At 36.5% G+C, this 14,308-nt stretch carries 16 protein-coding genes and 5 tRNA genes; 6 read left to right on the top strand and 15 right to left on the bottom strand.

The features are described 5' to 3' along the window. From AC07VK_RS21460 to rpsU, 11 genes are all read right to left on the bottom strand, one after another. On the bottom strand, positions 1 to 274 hold a 274-nt coding region (locus tag AC07VK_RS21460; protein ID WP_494939824.1), incomplete at its 3' end, for a transcription termination/antitermination NusG family protein. 9 nt (positions 275 to 283) lie between these two features. Beyond that, positions 284 to 481 carry a preprotein translocase subunit SecE gene (gene secE / locus AC07VK_RS21455; RefSeq protein WP_029279332.1) on the bottom strand — a complete coding sequence of 66 codons (198 nt, stop codon included), beginning with the start codon at positions 479 to 481 and terminating at the stop codon, positions 284 to 286. Between the two features lie 109 nt (positions 482 to 590). Continuing rightward, a tRNA-Trp gene (locus tag AC07VK_RS21450) sits at positions 591 to 661 on the bottom strand. An 84-nt stretch (positions 662 to 745) separates the two neighbouring features. Further along, on the bottom strand, positions 746 to 1,933 hold the full coding sequence (gene tuf / locus AC07VK_RS21445) for an elongation factor Tu (RefSeq protein ID WP_057932476.1): 1,188 nt from the start codon (positions 1,931 to 1,933) through the stop codon (positions 746 to 748). 125 nt (positions 1,934 to 2,058) lie between these two features. Next, positions 2,059 to 2,130 (bottom strand) — tRNA-Thr (locus AC07VK_RS21440). An 80-nt stretch (positions 2,131 to 2,210) separates the two neighbouring features. Continuing rightward, a tRNA-Gly gene (locus tag AC07VK_RS21435) sits at positions 2,211 to 2,286 on the bottom strand. Positions 2,287 to 2,367: 81 nt separating this feature from the next. Further along, positions 2,368 to 2,450 (bottom strand) — tRNA-Tyr (locus AC07VK_RS21430). A gap of 39 nt (positions 2,451 to 2,489) precedes the next feature. After that, a tRNA-Thr gene (locus AC07VK_RS21425) sits at positions 2,490 to 2,562 on the bottom strand. A gap of 535 nt (positions 2,563 to 3,097) precedes the next feature. Continuing rightward, entirely contained in the window at positions 3,098 to 3,445 is a 348-nt protein-coding gene (gene hpf / locus AC07VK_RS21420) for a ribosome hibernation-promoting factor, HPF/YfiA family (RefSeq protein WP_025143266.1), read from the bottom strand. Positions 3,446 to 3,459: 14 nt separating this feature from the next. Then, a complete protein-coding gene (locus AC07VK_RS21415; protein WP_492962686.1) occupies positions 3,460 to 4,344 on the bottom strand; it encodes a phage lytic cycle repressor MrpR family protein in 885 nt (294 codons plus the stop codon). A gap of 163 nt (positions 4,345 to 4,507) precedes the next feature. Next, complete coding sequence (gene rpsU / locus AC07VK_RS21410) at positions 4,508 to 4,702, bottom strand: 30S ribosomal protein S21 (protein ID WP_086549247.1); 195 nt, start codon at positions 4,700 to 4,702, stop codon at positions 4,508 to 4,510. A 169-nt stretch (positions 4,703 to 4,871) separates the two neighbouring features. Here rpsU and AC07VK_RS21405 point away from each other — a divergent pair, with 169 nt between their 5' ends. Further along, positions 4,872 to 5,258 (top strand): hypothetical protein, encoded by a 387-nt coding sequence (locus AC07VK_RS21405; RefSeq protein ID WP_029277247.1) that lies wholly within the window; start codon positions 4,872 to 4,874, stop codon positions 5,256 to 5,258. 85 nt (positions 5,259 to 5,343) lie between these two features. Here the strand turns inward: AC07VK_RS21405 and AC07VK_RS21400 are convergent, their stop codons facing one another. The 3 genes from AC07VK_RS21400 to AC07VK_RS21390 all read right to left on the bottom strand — a co-directional run bounded on the left by AC07VK_RS21400 (position 5,344) and on the right by AC07VK_RS21390 (position 8,937). Then, complete coding sequence (locus AC07VK_RS21400) at positions 5,344 to 5,520, bottom strand: DUF6496 domain-containing protein (RefSeq protein ID WP_477584846.1); 177 nt, start codon at positions 5,518 to 5,520, stop codon at positions 5,344 to 5,346. A 277-nt stretch (positions 5,521 to 5,797) separates the two neighbouring features. After that, entirely contained in the window at positions 5,798 to 6,952 is a 1,155-nt protein-coding gene (locus tag AC07VK_RS21395; RefSeq protein ID WP_492962688.1) for an acyl-CoA dehydrogenase family protein, read from the bottom strand. A gap of 1,085 nt (positions 6,953 to 8,037) precedes the next feature. Then, positions 8,038 to 8,937, bottom strand: coding sequence for a ComEA family DNA-binding protein (locus AC07VK_RS21390; RefSeq protein ID WP_492962690.1), 900 nt, complete (start codon positions 8,935 to 8,937; stop codon positions 8,038 to 8,040). 95 nt (positions 8,938 to 9,032) lie between these two features. Here AC07VK_RS21390 and AC07VK_RS21385 point away from each other — a divergent pair, with 95 nt between their 5' ends. The 4 genes from AC07VK_RS21385 (at position 9,033) to AC07VK_RS21370 (ending at position 13,676) form a co-directional block, all read left to right on the top strand. Continuing rightward, positions 9,033 to 10,784, top strand: coding sequence for a bifunctional lysophospholipid acyltransferase family protein/GNAT family N-acetyltransferase (locus AC07VK_RS21385; protein ID WP_492954549.1), 1,752 nt, complete (start codon positions 9,033 to 9,035; stop codon positions 10,782 to 10,784). Positions 10,785 to 11,123: 339 nt separating this feature from the next. Continuing rightward, positions 11,124 to 11,930: a lysophospholipid acyltransferase family protein gene (locus tag AC07VK_RS21380; protein ID WP_492962692.1), complete on the top strand. Its 807-nt coding sequence runs from the start codon at positions 11,124 to 11,126 to the stop codon at positions 11,928 to 11,930. 181 nt (positions 11,931 to 12,111) lie between these two features. Then, positions 12,112 to 13,266 carry a hypothetical protein gene (locus AC07VK_RS21375; RefSeq protein ID WP_492962694.1) on the top strand — a complete coding sequence of 385 codons (1,155 nt, stop codon included), beginning with the start codon at positions 12,112 to 12,114 and terminating at the stop codon, positions 13,264 to 13,266. 134 nt (positions 13,267 to 13,400) lie between these two features. Then, positions 13,401 to 13,676, top strand: coding sequence for a hypothetical protein (locus AC07VK_RS21370; protein WP_492954546.1), 276 nt, complete (start codon positions 13,401 to 13,403; stop codon positions 13,674 to 13,676). On the opposite strand, the gene AC07VK_RS21365 is transcribed toward AC07VK_RS21370, so the two are convergent. Then, the gene (locus AC07VK_RS21365) at positions 13,673 to 13,825 is read right to left on the bottom strand and encodes a hypothetical protein (protein WP_492962696.1); all 153 of its coding nucleotides are present in this window, start codon (positions 13,823 to 13,825) and stop codon (positions 13,673 to 13,675) included. The two genes, AC07VK_RS21370 and AC07VK_RS21365, sit on opposite strands and share 4 nt — an antisense overlap. A gap of 148 nt (positions 13,826 to 13,973) precedes the next feature. On the opposite strand from AC07VK_RS21365, the gene AC07VK_RS21360 reads away from it, so the two are divergent. Beyond that, positions 13,974 to 14,279, top strand: coding sequence for a hypothetical protein (locus tag AC07VK_RS21360; RefSeq protein ID WP_492962698.1), 306 nt, complete (start codon positions 13,974 to 13,976; stop codon positions 14,277 to 14,279). The last annotated feature ends 29 nt before the right edge of the window (positions 14,280 to 14,308 follow it).

Here is a 14,308-nt window from a genome sequence, read left to right as displayed (position 1 = left end):
CACCCAGGAAGCCAATAACACTATTGATTCCTTTAATGATGTGCTCTAATTCTCCATCTAATGTAGCTTCGATTAAAACATAACCTGGATAGAAGTTACGTTCTTTGGCAATTTTTTTACCATCTTTCATTTGGTAATATTTTTCCATTGGTATTAAAACCTGAGGAACCAAATGAGAGAAACCTAAACGGCTGATCTCAGCATCAATGTACTGTTTTACTTTCTTTTCCTTACCGCTAACAGCCCTTACAACATACCACTTTAGATCGCTCATTAGTAAATATTAATTAGAAAGTGATTTATAAAAAGTATCTAACACAAATGTCGATCCTTTATCCATTGCAAAAATAACCAATGCAATAATTAAAGAAGCCACTAATACAAGAATTGCCGAACTTTGCAGTTCACCCCAGGTAGGCCATGTAACCTTCTGGGTCATTTCATCGTACGATTCTTTTATAAACTCAACTACTTTAGCCATATTTAATTTATTGAATGACAGAATGACTAAATGAGTGAATGATAATATCCGAAAGCTAACCTTCAAATTCAATCATTCACTCATTCAATTACTCAATCATTGTTTTGAGCACGGGAACAAGGATTCGAACCCTGATCAAAGGTTTTGGAGACCTCTATTCTACCGTTGAACTATTCCCGTAATTAGAAAGCAAAGTGCTTAAGCGTGCTCAAACACTTTGCTTTTCTTATTTTTCTTTAGTCCCGATAAATCGGGATTTAAGATTTATTTTAAAATTTCAGTTACCTGACCAGCACCTACTGTTCTACCACCTTCACGGATAGCGAAACGTAGACCTTTTTCCATTGCGATAGCGTTGATCAACTTTACAGTGATGGTAACGTTATCACCTGGCATTACCATTTCAGTACCTTCAGCTAGTGAAATCTCACCAGTAACGTCTGTAGTACGGAAATAGAATTGAGGACGGTATTTGTTGAAGAATGGCGTGTGACGACCACCTTCTGCTTTTGATAATACATAGATCTCAGCTTTGAAATCAGTGTGAGGAGTTACTGAACCTGGTTTACAGATTACCATACCACGACGGATATCAGTTTTCTCAATACCACGTAACAATAAACCTACGTTATCACCAGCTTCACCATAATCTAAGATCTTACGGAACATCTCAACACCAGTTACTGTAGATTTTAAGTTCTCAGCACCCATACCTAAGATTTCAACAGGATCTCCAGAGTTGATTACACCACGCTCGATACGACCAGTTGCTACAGTACCACGACCGGTGATCGAGAATACATCTTCAACAGGCATTAAGAATGGAAGATCAGTTAAACGTGGAGGAATTGGAATGTAGCTATCTACAGCATCCATTAATTCCATAATTTTTGCTACCCATTTAGCATCTCCGTTCAAACCACCTAAAGCAGAACCTTGAATAACAGGAATATCATCACCAGGGAAATCGTAGAACGATAATAATTCACGAACTTCCATTTCTACTAATTCTAATAATTCAGGATCATCAACCATATCCACTTTGTTCATGAATACAACCAATGAAGGTACACCAACCTGACGAGCCAATAAGATGTGCTCACGAGTTTGTGGCATTGGACCATCAGTAGCAGCAACAACGATAATAGCACCATCCATTTGAGCCGCACCTGTAACCATGTTTTTAACATAATCCGCGTGACCTGGACAATCTACGTGTGCGTAGTGACGGTTTGCAGTTGAATACTCAACGTGCGCAGTATTAATTGTAATACCTCTTTCTTTTTCCTCAGGAGCTGAGTCAATTGAATCGAATGAACGTGCCTCAGATAAACCTGCATCAGCTAAAACTTTTGTAATAGCTGCTGTTAAAGTTGTTTTACCGTGATCGACGTGACCGATTGTACCGATGTTTAAGTGCGGTTTACTACGGTCAAATTTTTCTTTTGCCATTTTATTTATAACTAATTAGTAGGTTAACTTTTTATTAATTTTATTTATTGTTTTGATGCAATGCAACACAAAAAACCTTGTCTACCCTGCATATTAAACAGATTTAACAAAGCTTTATTATCCTGAGCCAACTATGGGAATTGAACCCATGACCTCTTCCTTACCAAGGAAGTGCTCTACCGCTGAGCTAAGTCGGCTTTTTAGTTTCCAGTTCCAGCCTTTTAGTTTTAACCAAATTAAAACTGTTACCGATAACTGCCCACTTTCTAATTTTTATTGGAGCGGAAGACGAGGTTCGAACTCGCGACCTATAGCTTGGAAGGCTATCGCTCTACCAACTGAGCTACTTCCGCTTTTAAAAACTAGTGATTGATTGAATGAAAGAATGATAGAAATAATCTCTCATTAAAACATTTGGTCGTTCATTTAAAGTGTGGGGAGAGAAGGATTCGAACCTTCGAAATCTTGCGATAACAGAGTTACAGTCTGTCCCATTTGGCCGCTCTGGAATCTCCCCATTTTCTACTTTAAAATGCTAACACTTTAAAATAAAAAGAGCCTCCTATCGGAATCGAACCAATGACCTACTGATTACAAGTCAGTTGCTCTACCAGCTGAGCTAAGGAGGCTTTAAATTTTGTGCAATGATACGAAAAATCTTCATTTTTCATACTATTAACGTGTTTTTTTAAAACTTTTATCTTTTTAAAGAACAAGCCTTTTCTTCTTGGCCTAACACCGTTTCCGAAAGGGAATGCAAATATACACACTTATATTTCACTTCAAAATAAATTTGAAAAAAAATAGTCAACTTTTTTAGCCCTCCCACTCAATTACGATGATTTAAAATAATAGGTACTTCATAATCAGTCGCTTTGCTTTCGCTTAAAATTGTATTATTTTTTTAACTTTTTCTGTGTTCTAACGAATATGAATCGGTTTTTAAGTTTAATTGCGCTTGCCCCCATGCCCTGGCACTTTCCAGCTAACACTTCTTATATCCTTTAACACCACTAAATCGCTTATATCCTTATTAAATTTTTAAAAAAAACAATCAATACTATTATTTATTAGTCGAAAACAATAGTAAATCCCTCACTATAGCCCATAAAAAAAGGCAACATAATGATTAATCATGTTGCCTTTTTAAAATTATGCTGATTTTTAGTAATCAGCAGCTTCGCTTTCGCTTAAAATTGCTTTATGCTCACTTAATTTAGCGCGTGTTTTATCCTTATGTTTAGTGATCTGCTTTCTTAACGATTCAATTGCCAGATCTGTGGCTTCTTCAAATGATTTACATTGTTCTTTAGCGAAGAGGGTCCCACCCGGTACAATGAGTTTTATCTCACTAATCTTATTGGCCTCGTCCTCTACGTTCTCTAACTTTAAATACACTTCTCCGCTAATGATCTGGTCGAAAAACTGATCTAGCTTATTTGCTTTTTTTTGTATAAAATCTAACAACTTACTGTCTGCACTGAAGTGGATTGATTGAACTCCGATTTTCATTTTTCCTCCTTTTTTTATGCCTTTGGATGGGCTTGTTTATAAATTGTTTTTAATCTTTCGATCGAATTGTGGGTGTAAACCTGGGTTGCTGCTAAGCTGGCGTGACCCAAAAGTTCTTTAATTGCATTTAGATCTGCTCCTGCATTTAGCAGGCTTGTTGCATAACTGTGCCGAAGCACGTGGGGACTTTTCTTCTCATTGGTTGATACGTGGTTTAGGTATGAGGTAACAATACGGTATATTAATTTTGGATACGCCGCTGTACCTGTATTGGTAACGATTAAGATAAGCAAATTGTTATTAAAGTTTTGCAACTTTTTTAGCTCAATATAGGTATTTACCTGATTGATAAGCTGTTTATTTACAGGAATGATCCGTTCTTTATTTCTTTTACCCAACACCTTTATCGTTCCCGAATAAATATCGATATCAGTATCCTTCAATTGAAGTAACTCTGCTAAACGCATGCCGGTACCAAAAAGCAGTTCGATTACCAGATGATCGCGAACGGATGGGAAACTTTCGTTAAAATACTGTTCCGAATCCAGTAAAAGATCCATTTTTGGCGTATCAACAAATACAGGAAGCCTTTTGGGTATTTTTGGCGCTTTAATTAAAACAGTAGGATTTTGATTAATCTCTTCCGTGCGCTGTAAAAACTTATAAAAGCTTCTTAATGTTGAAATTTTTCTATTGATGGTATGTTCTGATACTTTTTTCTCCATCAGGTCTACCATGTAGCTCCTTAGGTGAACATGCTTAACGGCTAAAAAGTTCAGATCGAACGTAGTATTGATATACGCTTCAAACTGATCTAAATCTGTTTGATAAGAGGTAATGGTGTGCTGAGAATAGCGCTTCTCGTGAGTTAAATAGGTTATAAAACTTTTTAGCAACATTCAATATCTTTTTGACGGGCATTGATATGAAGTTACAAATAGTTTTGATATAAAGAAATCATTAATTAATTGTTTATTGTAAAGTTTTTGATTTCTTTTTAAAACAAAAAAGTCCTCCCGATTTAACATCTGGAGGACTTTAATGTATTTATATCTTAAACAACTATGCAGTTGTATCTTGATTCATATTCTGAATGTAAACAGCATGTTTAATTTCAGTACGGCGAGCAACGGATTTTTTCTCGTATGCTTGGCGACTACGCAGTTCTCTCAATACACCAGTTTTTTCAAACTTTTTCTTGAAACGTTTAAGGGCTTTATCTAATGATTCGCCGTCTTTAATGTTGATAATGATCATAACGCTGAAATACCTCCTCTCGTGGTTTTTAAAATTTTCCCGTGTTATCGGGGCTGCAAATGTAAGCAAAATATTGAAAATGAGAAAGATTTTATAAAAAGAAATTATATTTAAATCATTGATTAAACTAAACTGTTGTTTACCTACATTTATATATACATTATATGATATGACAACAGGCAAAAAAGTAGGATCAATTATCGCGGTTATAGTCGTTATTTTACTCGTAGCAATTTGCTATTACCGGTATTTCTTTGTTTTTGGCGAAGGCGTTAAGGCCGGCGAATTAAATTATGTAGTAAAGAAAGGCTATCTCTTTAAAACCTACGAAGGGAAATTGATCCAGAGTGGGGTAAAATCCAGACAAGCGGGAACACTGCAAAATAATGAGTTTGAGTTTTCTATTGCAAGTAAAGAAATCGCAGATAAAATGATGGCCAATAGCGGCAAATTTTACGAACTCCACTATAAGGAATATAAAAATACCCTGCCTTGGCGCGGATTTAGCGTTTATGTGGTAGATAGCATTTTAACCACTAAAGATATACCGCAATAAGCCGAAAGTCTAAAGACTAAAGCTTATTGGACTGTGCAGGTAGCTTATAGTACCTATATTTGCTTTGGTCTTTCAGCTTTGGTCTTTAATCTTTTTTCCTGGGTACCTTCGCCCCTTCCTTCCTGGCTTCCGATAATCCGATGGCAATTGCCTGCTTTTTGGAAGTCACTTTTTTACCTGATCCGCTTTTAAGCTTACCTTCTTTCATTTCGTGCATGGTTTTTTCTACTTTCTCACCAGCTTTTTCTGAATACTTTGCCATATTTTTGGTTCATTAGTTCAATGGTCAATAGTTCATTGGTAATTGCCCATTGGTTATTGCTCTTTAGTCTTTAGTCCTAAGGCCTAAGGCCTTAGGACTTAGTAAAAACACCGGCAATTGAAAGCTGGTTTTTAAAATTTTAAAAAAAAATCCGGAGGTGGTTAAACCGTCCGGATTACTCATAATATATTTGGTTTGTTGTTTATAAGGTTAAAAGCGAAAGGTTATCAGGCTGAAGGTTCTATGCATAAGCCCTAAACCTTCTACCCTAAACCCTCTACCTTGATAATACTTCTCTGGCAATCACAATTTTCTGTATTTCAGATGTTCCTTCACCTATTGTACATAATTTACTATCGCGATAAAATTTCTCAACCGGAAAGTCTTTGGTATAACCATAACCGCCAAATATCTGAACAGCGTCTGTGGCTACCCTCACCGAAACCTCTGAGGCAAAATATTTCGCCATGGCCGATTCTTTTGTCATAGGCAAATGCCTGTTCTTTAAATCTGCCGCCTGACGAATTAATAGTTCAGCTGCTTCAATTTCGGTAGCCATATCAGCCAGTTTAAAACTAATGGCCTGAAAGCTGGAAATTGGCTGACCAAACTGCTGGCGTTGTTTCGAATAAGCTACCGCGGCATCAAAAGCACCTTTTGCAATGCCCAAGGCCAATGCTGCAATAGAAATCCTTCCTCCATCTAACACTTTCATCGCCTGTTTAAAGCCTTCGCCAACATTACCCAATAAATTGGCTTTCGGTACGCGGCAATTATCAAAAATCATTTCAGTAGTTTCTGATGCGCGCATTCCTAATTTATTTTCCTTTTTCCCTGCAGTAAAACCAGGTGTACCACGCTCTACTACAATGGCCGAAATCCCTTTCGAGCTCCCCTGCTCTCCTGTTCTTACCATTACCACTGCAATATCGCCACTTTTACCATGGGTAATCCAGTTTTTTGCGCCGTTTATAATGTAATCGTCGCCATCTTCAACGGCAGTGGTCATCATCCTTAAGGCATCCGACCCGGTATTAGCTTCAGTTAATCCCCAGGCACCTATCCATTCGGCCGTCGCCAGCTTGGGCAACCACCTTTGTTTCTGTTCTGCATTGGCAAAAGCCAAAATATGCCCGGTACACAAAGAGTTGTGTGCTGCTAATGATAAGCCGATTGAGCCACAAACCCGGGCCACTTCTACAATTACATCAACATATTCCTGATAGCCCAATCCAGAGCCTCCATATTCTTCGGGAACCAAAACGCCCATTAAGCCTAATTCTCCGAGCTGTTTAAACAATTCGACAGGAAAATGCTGTGCCTCATCCCATTCCATTATATGTGGACGAATGTTTTTCTCTGCAAAATCGCGGACCATGGCCTTTACACTCTGCTGAGTTTCTGTTTCTGAAAAATCGAAGCTTACGCTCATTAAATTTATATTTTAAAGTTAGTTGAGGCAATTATAAACAATTATTTGATAGTTAGTTACCATTAAATATTCGTGCAATTACAGAATGAAATGGTATTCGGTTCAATTAGTTTATCGGTTAATTTTAAACCTTGAAATTAACGAAGAAAGTTTTTTCTATTTTTCTTACAACGATAGCCGAATAATTTCAGATAATGGCGTTTTCGATTGAACGAGGATAATGTATTAACAGTTCAGGGATCTTAACAAAAGCAGCATGATCGATACTGAAACAAGTTCAGTATAACGGCTCGAGGGAAAACAACTGAAAGCCGCTTTTGGCCAAATGGATTTTTAAAACCTTAAATTGCAATTAACCTGGACCAGGCAATACATAAATTTGTCCTTCCTTTTTTGGAAATCAGGTACAGAAGCGTTTGGCGCTATTCAGTCCTGCTCTCCACTTTACTCCGTTACACTTCGTGTTCGTTCCGATCAGGTTTAGGTGGCTCGGCCGGTACTATGATTTGGGGTTGACAAGCACTGCTCTTACATAATTAAACCTGATTGGAACGGGCACCCTACCGATATGAGTACTTATTTCATCGGTTTTCATCAGGAGGGTAAAGTGTAAAGCAGGACTATCGGGACCGATTAGCACTACCATTGCTTTCCAAATCAAATAGAAAATTTATTCCTTTTAAACCTTGAATTGCAATTAACCTGGGCCAGGCAATACATAAATTTATTCTTACTTTTTTTGGAAATCAGGTACAGAAGCGTTTGGCGCTATTCAGTCCTGCTCTTCACTTTACTCCGTTACACTTCGTGTTCGTTCCGATCAGGTTTAGGTGGCTCGGCCGGTACTATGGTTAGGGGGTTGACCAGCATTGTCCCAACAGCACAAACCTGATTGGAACGGGCACCCTACCGATATGAGTACTTGTTTCACAGGTTTTCATCGGGAGGGTAAAGTGTAAAGCAGGACTATCGGGAGCGATTAGCACTACAATTGCTTTCCAAATCAAATAGAAATTTATTGCTTTTAAAACTTGTAACGGCATGTTATTGCTTTTCAAAAACGTTTAGCGCATAATCTTAAGCTTTTAAAAAGAAATATAAGGGGTAATTTTATCTATCACTTGTTGGTTAAGGAGCACAATCCTTTTCAGGTCAGATATGCCTGAATAATTGCCATGCTGTCTGCGGTATTCAATAATGGCATTGATCTGCTTGTAAGAAAGGTACGGATTGCGCTTTAAATCGTTAAACGTTGCTGTATTTATATTTATTGTTTTTAATGGGGCATTACTGATTTCAATCTGATCTTTAATTTTCGCATACTTATTAGAATCCAAGCCATAAACTTCCAGAAGCTGCTCTTTCTTGTAAAAACCGCCCAAACGTTCACGGTATTTAATAATTCTAAGTGCAAAAGTTCCGCCTATACCTTTTATCTCATCCAATTGTGCAGAATCGGCCTTATTAATATCAACGGTTACTAAAGTTTTTTTAGCGTATTCCTTTTTGTTTAAAGGTGCATATTTTCTTGAGATGCTGATGGACTGATCGGGTATGTTAACATATGGCAATATCTTTTTATACATTTCGGGCGAAATGGTATACATTTTCTGAAGGTCTTCTGGTTTGTAAAACTTACCGCCCTTAACGGTATAATTCAGAATCGATTGTGCCTGTTTTGCTGATAAACCTAAAGTTTGCCAACCCTGTGCATCTAAAGTATTTGGATTGAATTTAAAAAGTTTAATCGCTTTTTCGGGATTTGAATTCTCAATCCGATCGCGAATAGTACTGGCATATACCCGATCTGTTATGGTTATCTTCTGAATTTGTGCTAAAAGATCCGGACCATCATTTGAAACGGGCTGATAATAGCCATATATAATAGGTGTTGCCTTAATTACAATAATAATAAAGACTAGAAATAGCAATCCATTAAATTCACTTTTGCTGACACCAAAATTTTTGTTGAGCCAAATTCTCATTGATGCGATATGACATGTGTATTATAAATATAAATCTTATTTTTGGAATTGCAAAACAGAACAGGTTTTGCCTATCAACAATCTAAGAATTTTATATGAAGATCATAACTACATCTGAGTTTGCAAAAGCAACAAAGATAGATAAGCTAGGTGTGCCAGGTTTAGCAGGTTTGATGATGGAGATCATGAAACTGAACGACATCAACGACGTATTCGCTCAAAATCAACACTTTAAAGGCTTAGAATTTGTAGACAAGATATTAGAAACCATTGGCGTTTCTATAGAATTTGATGATGATGATTTAAATAGTATTCCGAAAACAGGCCCTTTTATTGCTATTGCAAATCACCCTTATGGTGGTGTAGAAGGTTTGGCTTTAGTTAAACTATTATGTACGGTTAGGCCTGATGCCAAGGTGATGGTTAATTTCATTTTGAAAAAAATACCAAACCTTGATGAATTTTTTGTTGCTGTAAATCCTTTCGAAAATGTGCAGCACTCTTCAAGCATCAGTGGATTAAAAACTACTTTCGATCTGCTTAGAAATGGAACACCAATCGGCATTTTCCCTGCAGGAGAGGTTTCTACCTTTAAATTAGATGCCCAACAGGTAACCGACAGAATGTGGCATCCTGTTGTTGGAAAACTGATTGCAAAAGCTAAAGTGCCTGTTGTACCTATTTATTTTCATGGCAATAACGGTGTTTTCTTTAATATTTTAAGCTTTATCCACCCTACCCTGCGTACTGCAAAGTTACCTTCAGAGTTTTTAAATAAACATGGGCGCACCATTAAGGTACGGATTGGCAAACCCATAGCCGTATCTGAAATTTCGCACATGAACAGCAGTAACAAACTGATGGACTTTTTAAGGGCCCGTACATATGCCCTTGGTGTTGGCTTAGATACAGAGAAAAAACTCTTTAATCCACTAAACTTATTCAAGATTAAAAAGAAACCTGTTGAGGTAATTGAAGAAACTTCGAGGATTTTAATTAAAAATGAGGTAGCGCTTTTGGAGGATTTTAAAGTTTGGACGGAGAAAAATTACGAAGTATACATTGTTCCAACGTTAAAAATCCCAAATATTTTAAGAGAAATTGGCCGTTTACGTGAAATTACGTTCCGCGAGGTTGGTGAAGGAACCAACAAAAAAATCGACCTCGACAATTACGACATCTACTATAACCACTTATTTATTTGGGATAAGGATTTAGAAAATATTGTAGGCGCTTACCGGATTGGCAAGGGGGATGAGATTTTAGAAAGCATGGGCCGCCGCGGTTTCTACCTATCCGAGCTGTTTAAAATGAAAGATCAGTTCTACCCGATGTTGAGACAGGGGATCGAGCTGGGCAGATCGTGGATCAGAAAAGAATACCAGGGTAAACCACTTCCATTATTTTTGCTCTGGAAAGGAATTTTAAAATACCTGATCGATAATCCACAGTACCGCTATATGTTCGGGCCGGTAAGTATCAGTAACAATTTCTCGAAATTTAGCAAAGCCTTAATTGTAGATTACATTACCAAAAACCATTTCGATTATGAGATGGCAAAGTATGTAAAGCCAAGAAACAAGTTTAAAGCGGATCTTTTACCAATTTCTACAGATACGTTGGTTGATAGCAGCGAGTCTTTTAAAGATCTGGATAGTATTATCGGAGATATCGAAAACTCGCATATTAAGATTCCGGTATTGTTAAGGCAGTATATGAACCTGAATGCGAAGATTATCTCATTCAATATCGACCCTAAGTTTTCTGATTGTTTAGATGGCTTTTTAGTAGTTGATACGCATAATATTCCGCCAGAAATGCTCGAAAAGCTCGGCAAGAACCTATAAGTTAATTCAATAAAAAAACCCAGACATCCATCTGGGTTTTTTATTATCAACTAACCTAAACTTTATAAATACTAACCAAATATTTATGCCACAAAAGTAGGCTTACCTTGTTAAATTGGTATTAATGAAATGTTATTTATAGAATTTTCTCCCTCACAATTTCTTAATCGATTAATACGCTGTTGTTCATATTATTCCACTATCTTTAGGTACTCTGTATGAGCTATGATAAACATTCTTCTTCGTGAGAACCGAATGTTTCCCACTCTTATATTTAGCTCAAATAAAAAATCATTTATCAAGTTGCTTCCCTAATGGAATCAATTTTGAACTATAATTATGACAGTCATTTCTAAAGAGAATTTTTCAAAGGCAACAGGCATTTGTAATATCCCAATCCCTGGCCTTGCTTCCTTTTTAATGAGGTTCTTAAAGATTAACGACTTCAATGGAATTATTAGAGATGCTAATACCTTAGAAGGAGAAAAATTTGCCAATCATATTCTGGATGTTCTGGGCGTTACTATTCAGATCAGTGATGAGGATTTAGCCAACATTCCAAAAGAAGGTGCATTTATTGCGATTGCAAACCACCCCTATGGTGCTATAGAATCATTGGCATTATTAAGTACGCTTGCCAATTACCGACCTGATACAATGTTTATGGGAAATTTTCTGTTAAAGAAAATCCCAAATCTTGAGAAATGTATTATCGCGGTTAATCCGTTCGAAAAAGTTCAGGATTCATCAAGTATTAGCGGATTAAAAACAACTTTAAAAGTTTTAAAAGATGGCAGTCCGGTTGCTATTTTTCCGGCAGGTGAAGTTTCTTCTTATAAATTCAGAAAAAATCAGATTACCGACCGCGAATGGCATCCCGTGGTTGGGAAAATTATCTCAAAAGCCAATGTACCCATATTACCGGTATATTTTCATGGCAATAATGGCATCTTTTTTAGCCTGCTGAAATTTATACACCCTTCGTTACAAACAGCAAAGCTGATTTCAGAGTTATTCAACAAAAATGGTCACCAGTTAAAAATCAGTATCGGCAAACCCATTCATTTGGAAGAAATAGACTGTAAGGATTGTAATACCTCGCTTTTAAACCATTTAAGAAATGGACTTTACGCCCTAAAAAAGTAAGCTGATCCGGATTCCTGAAGATACAATGTTAATTTCCCATTAAGTACTGCCCTCATTGTTCACATAAAGAAATTGTTGCTTTTATGTTAATAATAAGTAAATTTAATGTAACCAAATATTGCGCGGTTTGAAAAGAGGGATTTACATATATGTTTTGAGGACTATTTTGTTCGTTTGCCTGATGACGAATACCTTCATCTCGAAGGGACAGAATTATTCTTTCGATTTTTATAATGGGACCTTTAATTTTAGTGTCGATTCTTCGGTAGTTTTTCCGATACCAAAAACAGCAACTGCATCAGCCGTTTCAAACTTTTACAACCACATCTCTTCTGGCCAATACGCCCCGCTTATTTCGTCTTTAGAAAAATACCAGAAAAAGTATAATTTAAACGACTGGATTTATTATCAACTGATCCGAAAAACAGCCGAACAGATTAGTCCGAAAGCAGCTAATTATTTTGGCTATACTTTATACAAATGGTTTTTACTGAGTAAATGCGGCTACGATGCACGGTTAGCTATAGGCAATGATCAGGTTATCTTTTATGTTAGAAATGAAGAGGACATCAGCGATATTCCCTTTTTCATGATTGACGATAAAAAGTTTATGTGTCTGAATTACCATGATTATGGCAAACTTTTTAAACAGGCCGATGCTTATAAGCCTGTTAAAATTTTAATTCCAGAGGCTAAAAACCCTTTCTCTTATAAGGTAACAAGAATGCCCGATTTTAAACCGGAAAGTTATCAGGAAAAAGATATAGAATTTAGCTATCGGCAAAAAATCCATCATTTTAAGTTAAAAGTTAATGAAGATGTACAAACCATTTTCAAAAACTATCCGGTAGTCGATTTTGAGAGTTATTTTAATATTCCTTTGAGCCGGGAAACCTACAGCTCTCTTATCCCCACCCTGAAAGAAAACCTAAAAGGCATGGATCAGAAAAAAGGTGTTGATTACCTGATGAGATTTACCCGTTATGGTTTTTTATATGAAGATGACGGTGAAAATTTCGGCAAAGAAAAACGTTTCTCGCCTGAACAAACCTTATTAAGTACCTACAGCGATTGCGATGACCGGGCCGCACTATTTTTCTATTTGGTAAAGGAAATATATAACCTGCCGATGATTGCCTTGCTATACCCCAAACATTTAACTATTGCGGTTCAGTTTGAAAAACCAGTTGGCGAACCAATCACCTATAAGGGCAAAAAATATTCGTACTGCGAGCCTACACCCCAGGCTCAGAATCTAAAAATCGGACAACTTTCTTCAAATTTCAAGAACAGTAAATACGAAGTGGTTTATGCATATGAGCCTATCAAGAAATAATCCCTTAGCCTTAAATAAAAAAATACATATTAAATTAATGTTAAAAAATCATTATTTTATCAATAACAGGTTGATTGATGAGCTATTTAAGGTAATTTAGATTCTCATATTGAGTTAAATCTAAAACCTTGTCTATGTCTGCTATTATCTATACCGTTTTAAAGGAATTTTTTGTTGAGGTGAACGGTCACGCTATAAAGGCTAGAATTATGTCGCCAATAAATGATGACAAAGTTTTCGTTTTCAAAATCAGTTCATTTTACAAAAGCAAAACTGATGCTGACGCTTATGAACCGGCATCAACATTTACTTCTTATGCAAATGCGGAACGGCATTTACTTCAATACCTGGAAGGTTTCCAGAATACACTAGATCTGGGCGGAGAAATTGCACCAGGACATACTTTCTAAATGTTTTCTTTATCGTCTTTCTCAGGCGAAAGTTCTGACTGGATTACCTCTTCTTCAAATTCCTTTTTGTCTTTTTGGTTTCTTTTGATCAGGTAAGCAATTAAAATAATGACCAGAACTGCAACGCCGATTAATATTGGATAATTCATATTCGTTCGATTAAATGCTAACCTATGTGATTTAACCTAAGTTATGAGAAATATTTTATATGTTAAGCGGCCAACTACGTGTTAACATAATCATAATATTAATTTAACTTTCCGATTCTCTATCTTTGGGAAAACCCATAAGTTTTAGATGAAAAAGAACAAATCCAAGTCGAAAAATCATTCGACAAGCAAAAAACTACGCAAAGAATTAGAATCGAAATTAGCCCTTGCATTTAACGAACTTGTTATCCAGTACGGCAAAGCCAAAAAAACCGATAAAGTAATCGAAAAATTTGCAAAACAATTAACTAAAAAAGTTACTTTCGCCACTCAAGATGATTCTATAACGCCATATATCAAAGAAGAGCAAGTTACTCCTGCGGCTCCGAAGGCAAAAGCTGCTAAACCTGCTGTAGCGAAGAAAGCAAAAGAAGAGGTTAAAGAGACAGTATAAAATACGATTTAAAATAAAGCGGGTGTTCA

The organism is Pedobacter sp. GW821-FHT01D05 (assembly GCF_059422505.1).
This window is presented reverse-complemented; position numbering and strand designations above follow the sequence as displayed.

Excerpts from the sequence above, each read along its gene's own strand:
- secE (WP_029279332.1), bottom strand. The coding sequence starts at position 481 with ATGGCTAAAGTAGTTGAGTTTATAAAAGAATCGTACGATGAAATGACC.
- tuf (WP_057932476.1), bottom strand. The coding sequence starts at position 1,933 with ATGGCAAAAGAAAAATTTGACCGTAGTAAACCGCACTTAAACATCGGT.
- hpf (WP_025143266.1), bottom strand. The coding sequence starts at position 3,445 with ATGAAAATCGGAGTTCAATCAATCCACTTCAGTGCAGACAGTAAGTTG.
- AC07VK_RS21415 (WP_492962686.1), bottom strand. The coding sequence starts at position 4,344 with ATGTTGCTAAAAAGTTTTATAACCTATTTAACTCACGAGAAGCGCTAT.
- rpsU (WP_086549247.1), bottom strand. The coding sequence starts at position 4,702 with ATGATCATTATCAACATTAAAGACGGCGAATCATTAGATAAAGCCCTT.
- AC07VK_RS21405 (WP_029277247.1), top strand. The coding sequence starts at position 4,872 with ATGACAACAGGCAAAAAAGTAGGATCAATTATCGCGGTTATAGTCGTT.
- AC07VK_RS21400 (WP_477584846.1), bottom strand. The coding sequence starts at position 5,520 with ATGGCAAAGTATTCAGAAAAAGCTGGTGAGAAAGTAGAAAAAACCATG.
- AC07VK_RS21395 (WP_492962688.1), bottom strand. The coding sequence starts at position 6,952 with ATGAGCGTAAGCTTCGATTTTTCAGAAACAGAAACTCAGCAGAGTGTA.
- AC07VK_RS21390 (WP_492962690.1), bottom strand. The coding sequence starts at position 8,937 with ATGAGAATTTGGCTCAACAAAAATTTTGGTGTCAGCAAAAGTGAATTT.
- AC07VK_RS21385 (WP_492954549.1), top strand. The coding sequence starts at position 9,033 with ATGAAGATCATAACTACATCTGAGTTTGCAAAAGCAACAAAGATAGAT.
- AC07VK_RS21380 (WP_492962692.1), top strand. The coding sequence starts at position 11,124 with ATGACAGTCATTTCTAAAGAGAATTTTTCAAAGGCAACAGGCATTTGT.
- AC07VK_RS21375 (WP_492962694.1), top strand. The coding sequence starts at position 12,112 with ATGACGAATACCTTCATCTCGAAGGGACAGAATTATTCTTTCGATTTT.
- AC07VK_RS21370 (WP_492954546.1), top strand. The coding sequence starts at position 13,401 with ATGTCTGCTATTATCTATACCGTTTTAAAGGAATTTTTTGTTGAGGTG.
- AC07VK_RS21365 (WP_492962696.1), bottom strand. The coding sequence starts at position 13,825 with ATGAATTATCCAATATTAATCGGCGTTGCAGTTCTGGTCATTATTTTA.
- AC07VK_RS21360 (WP_492962698.1), top strand. The coding sequence starts at position 13,974 with ATGAAAAAGAACAAATCCAAGTCGAAAAATCATTCGACAAGCAAAAAA.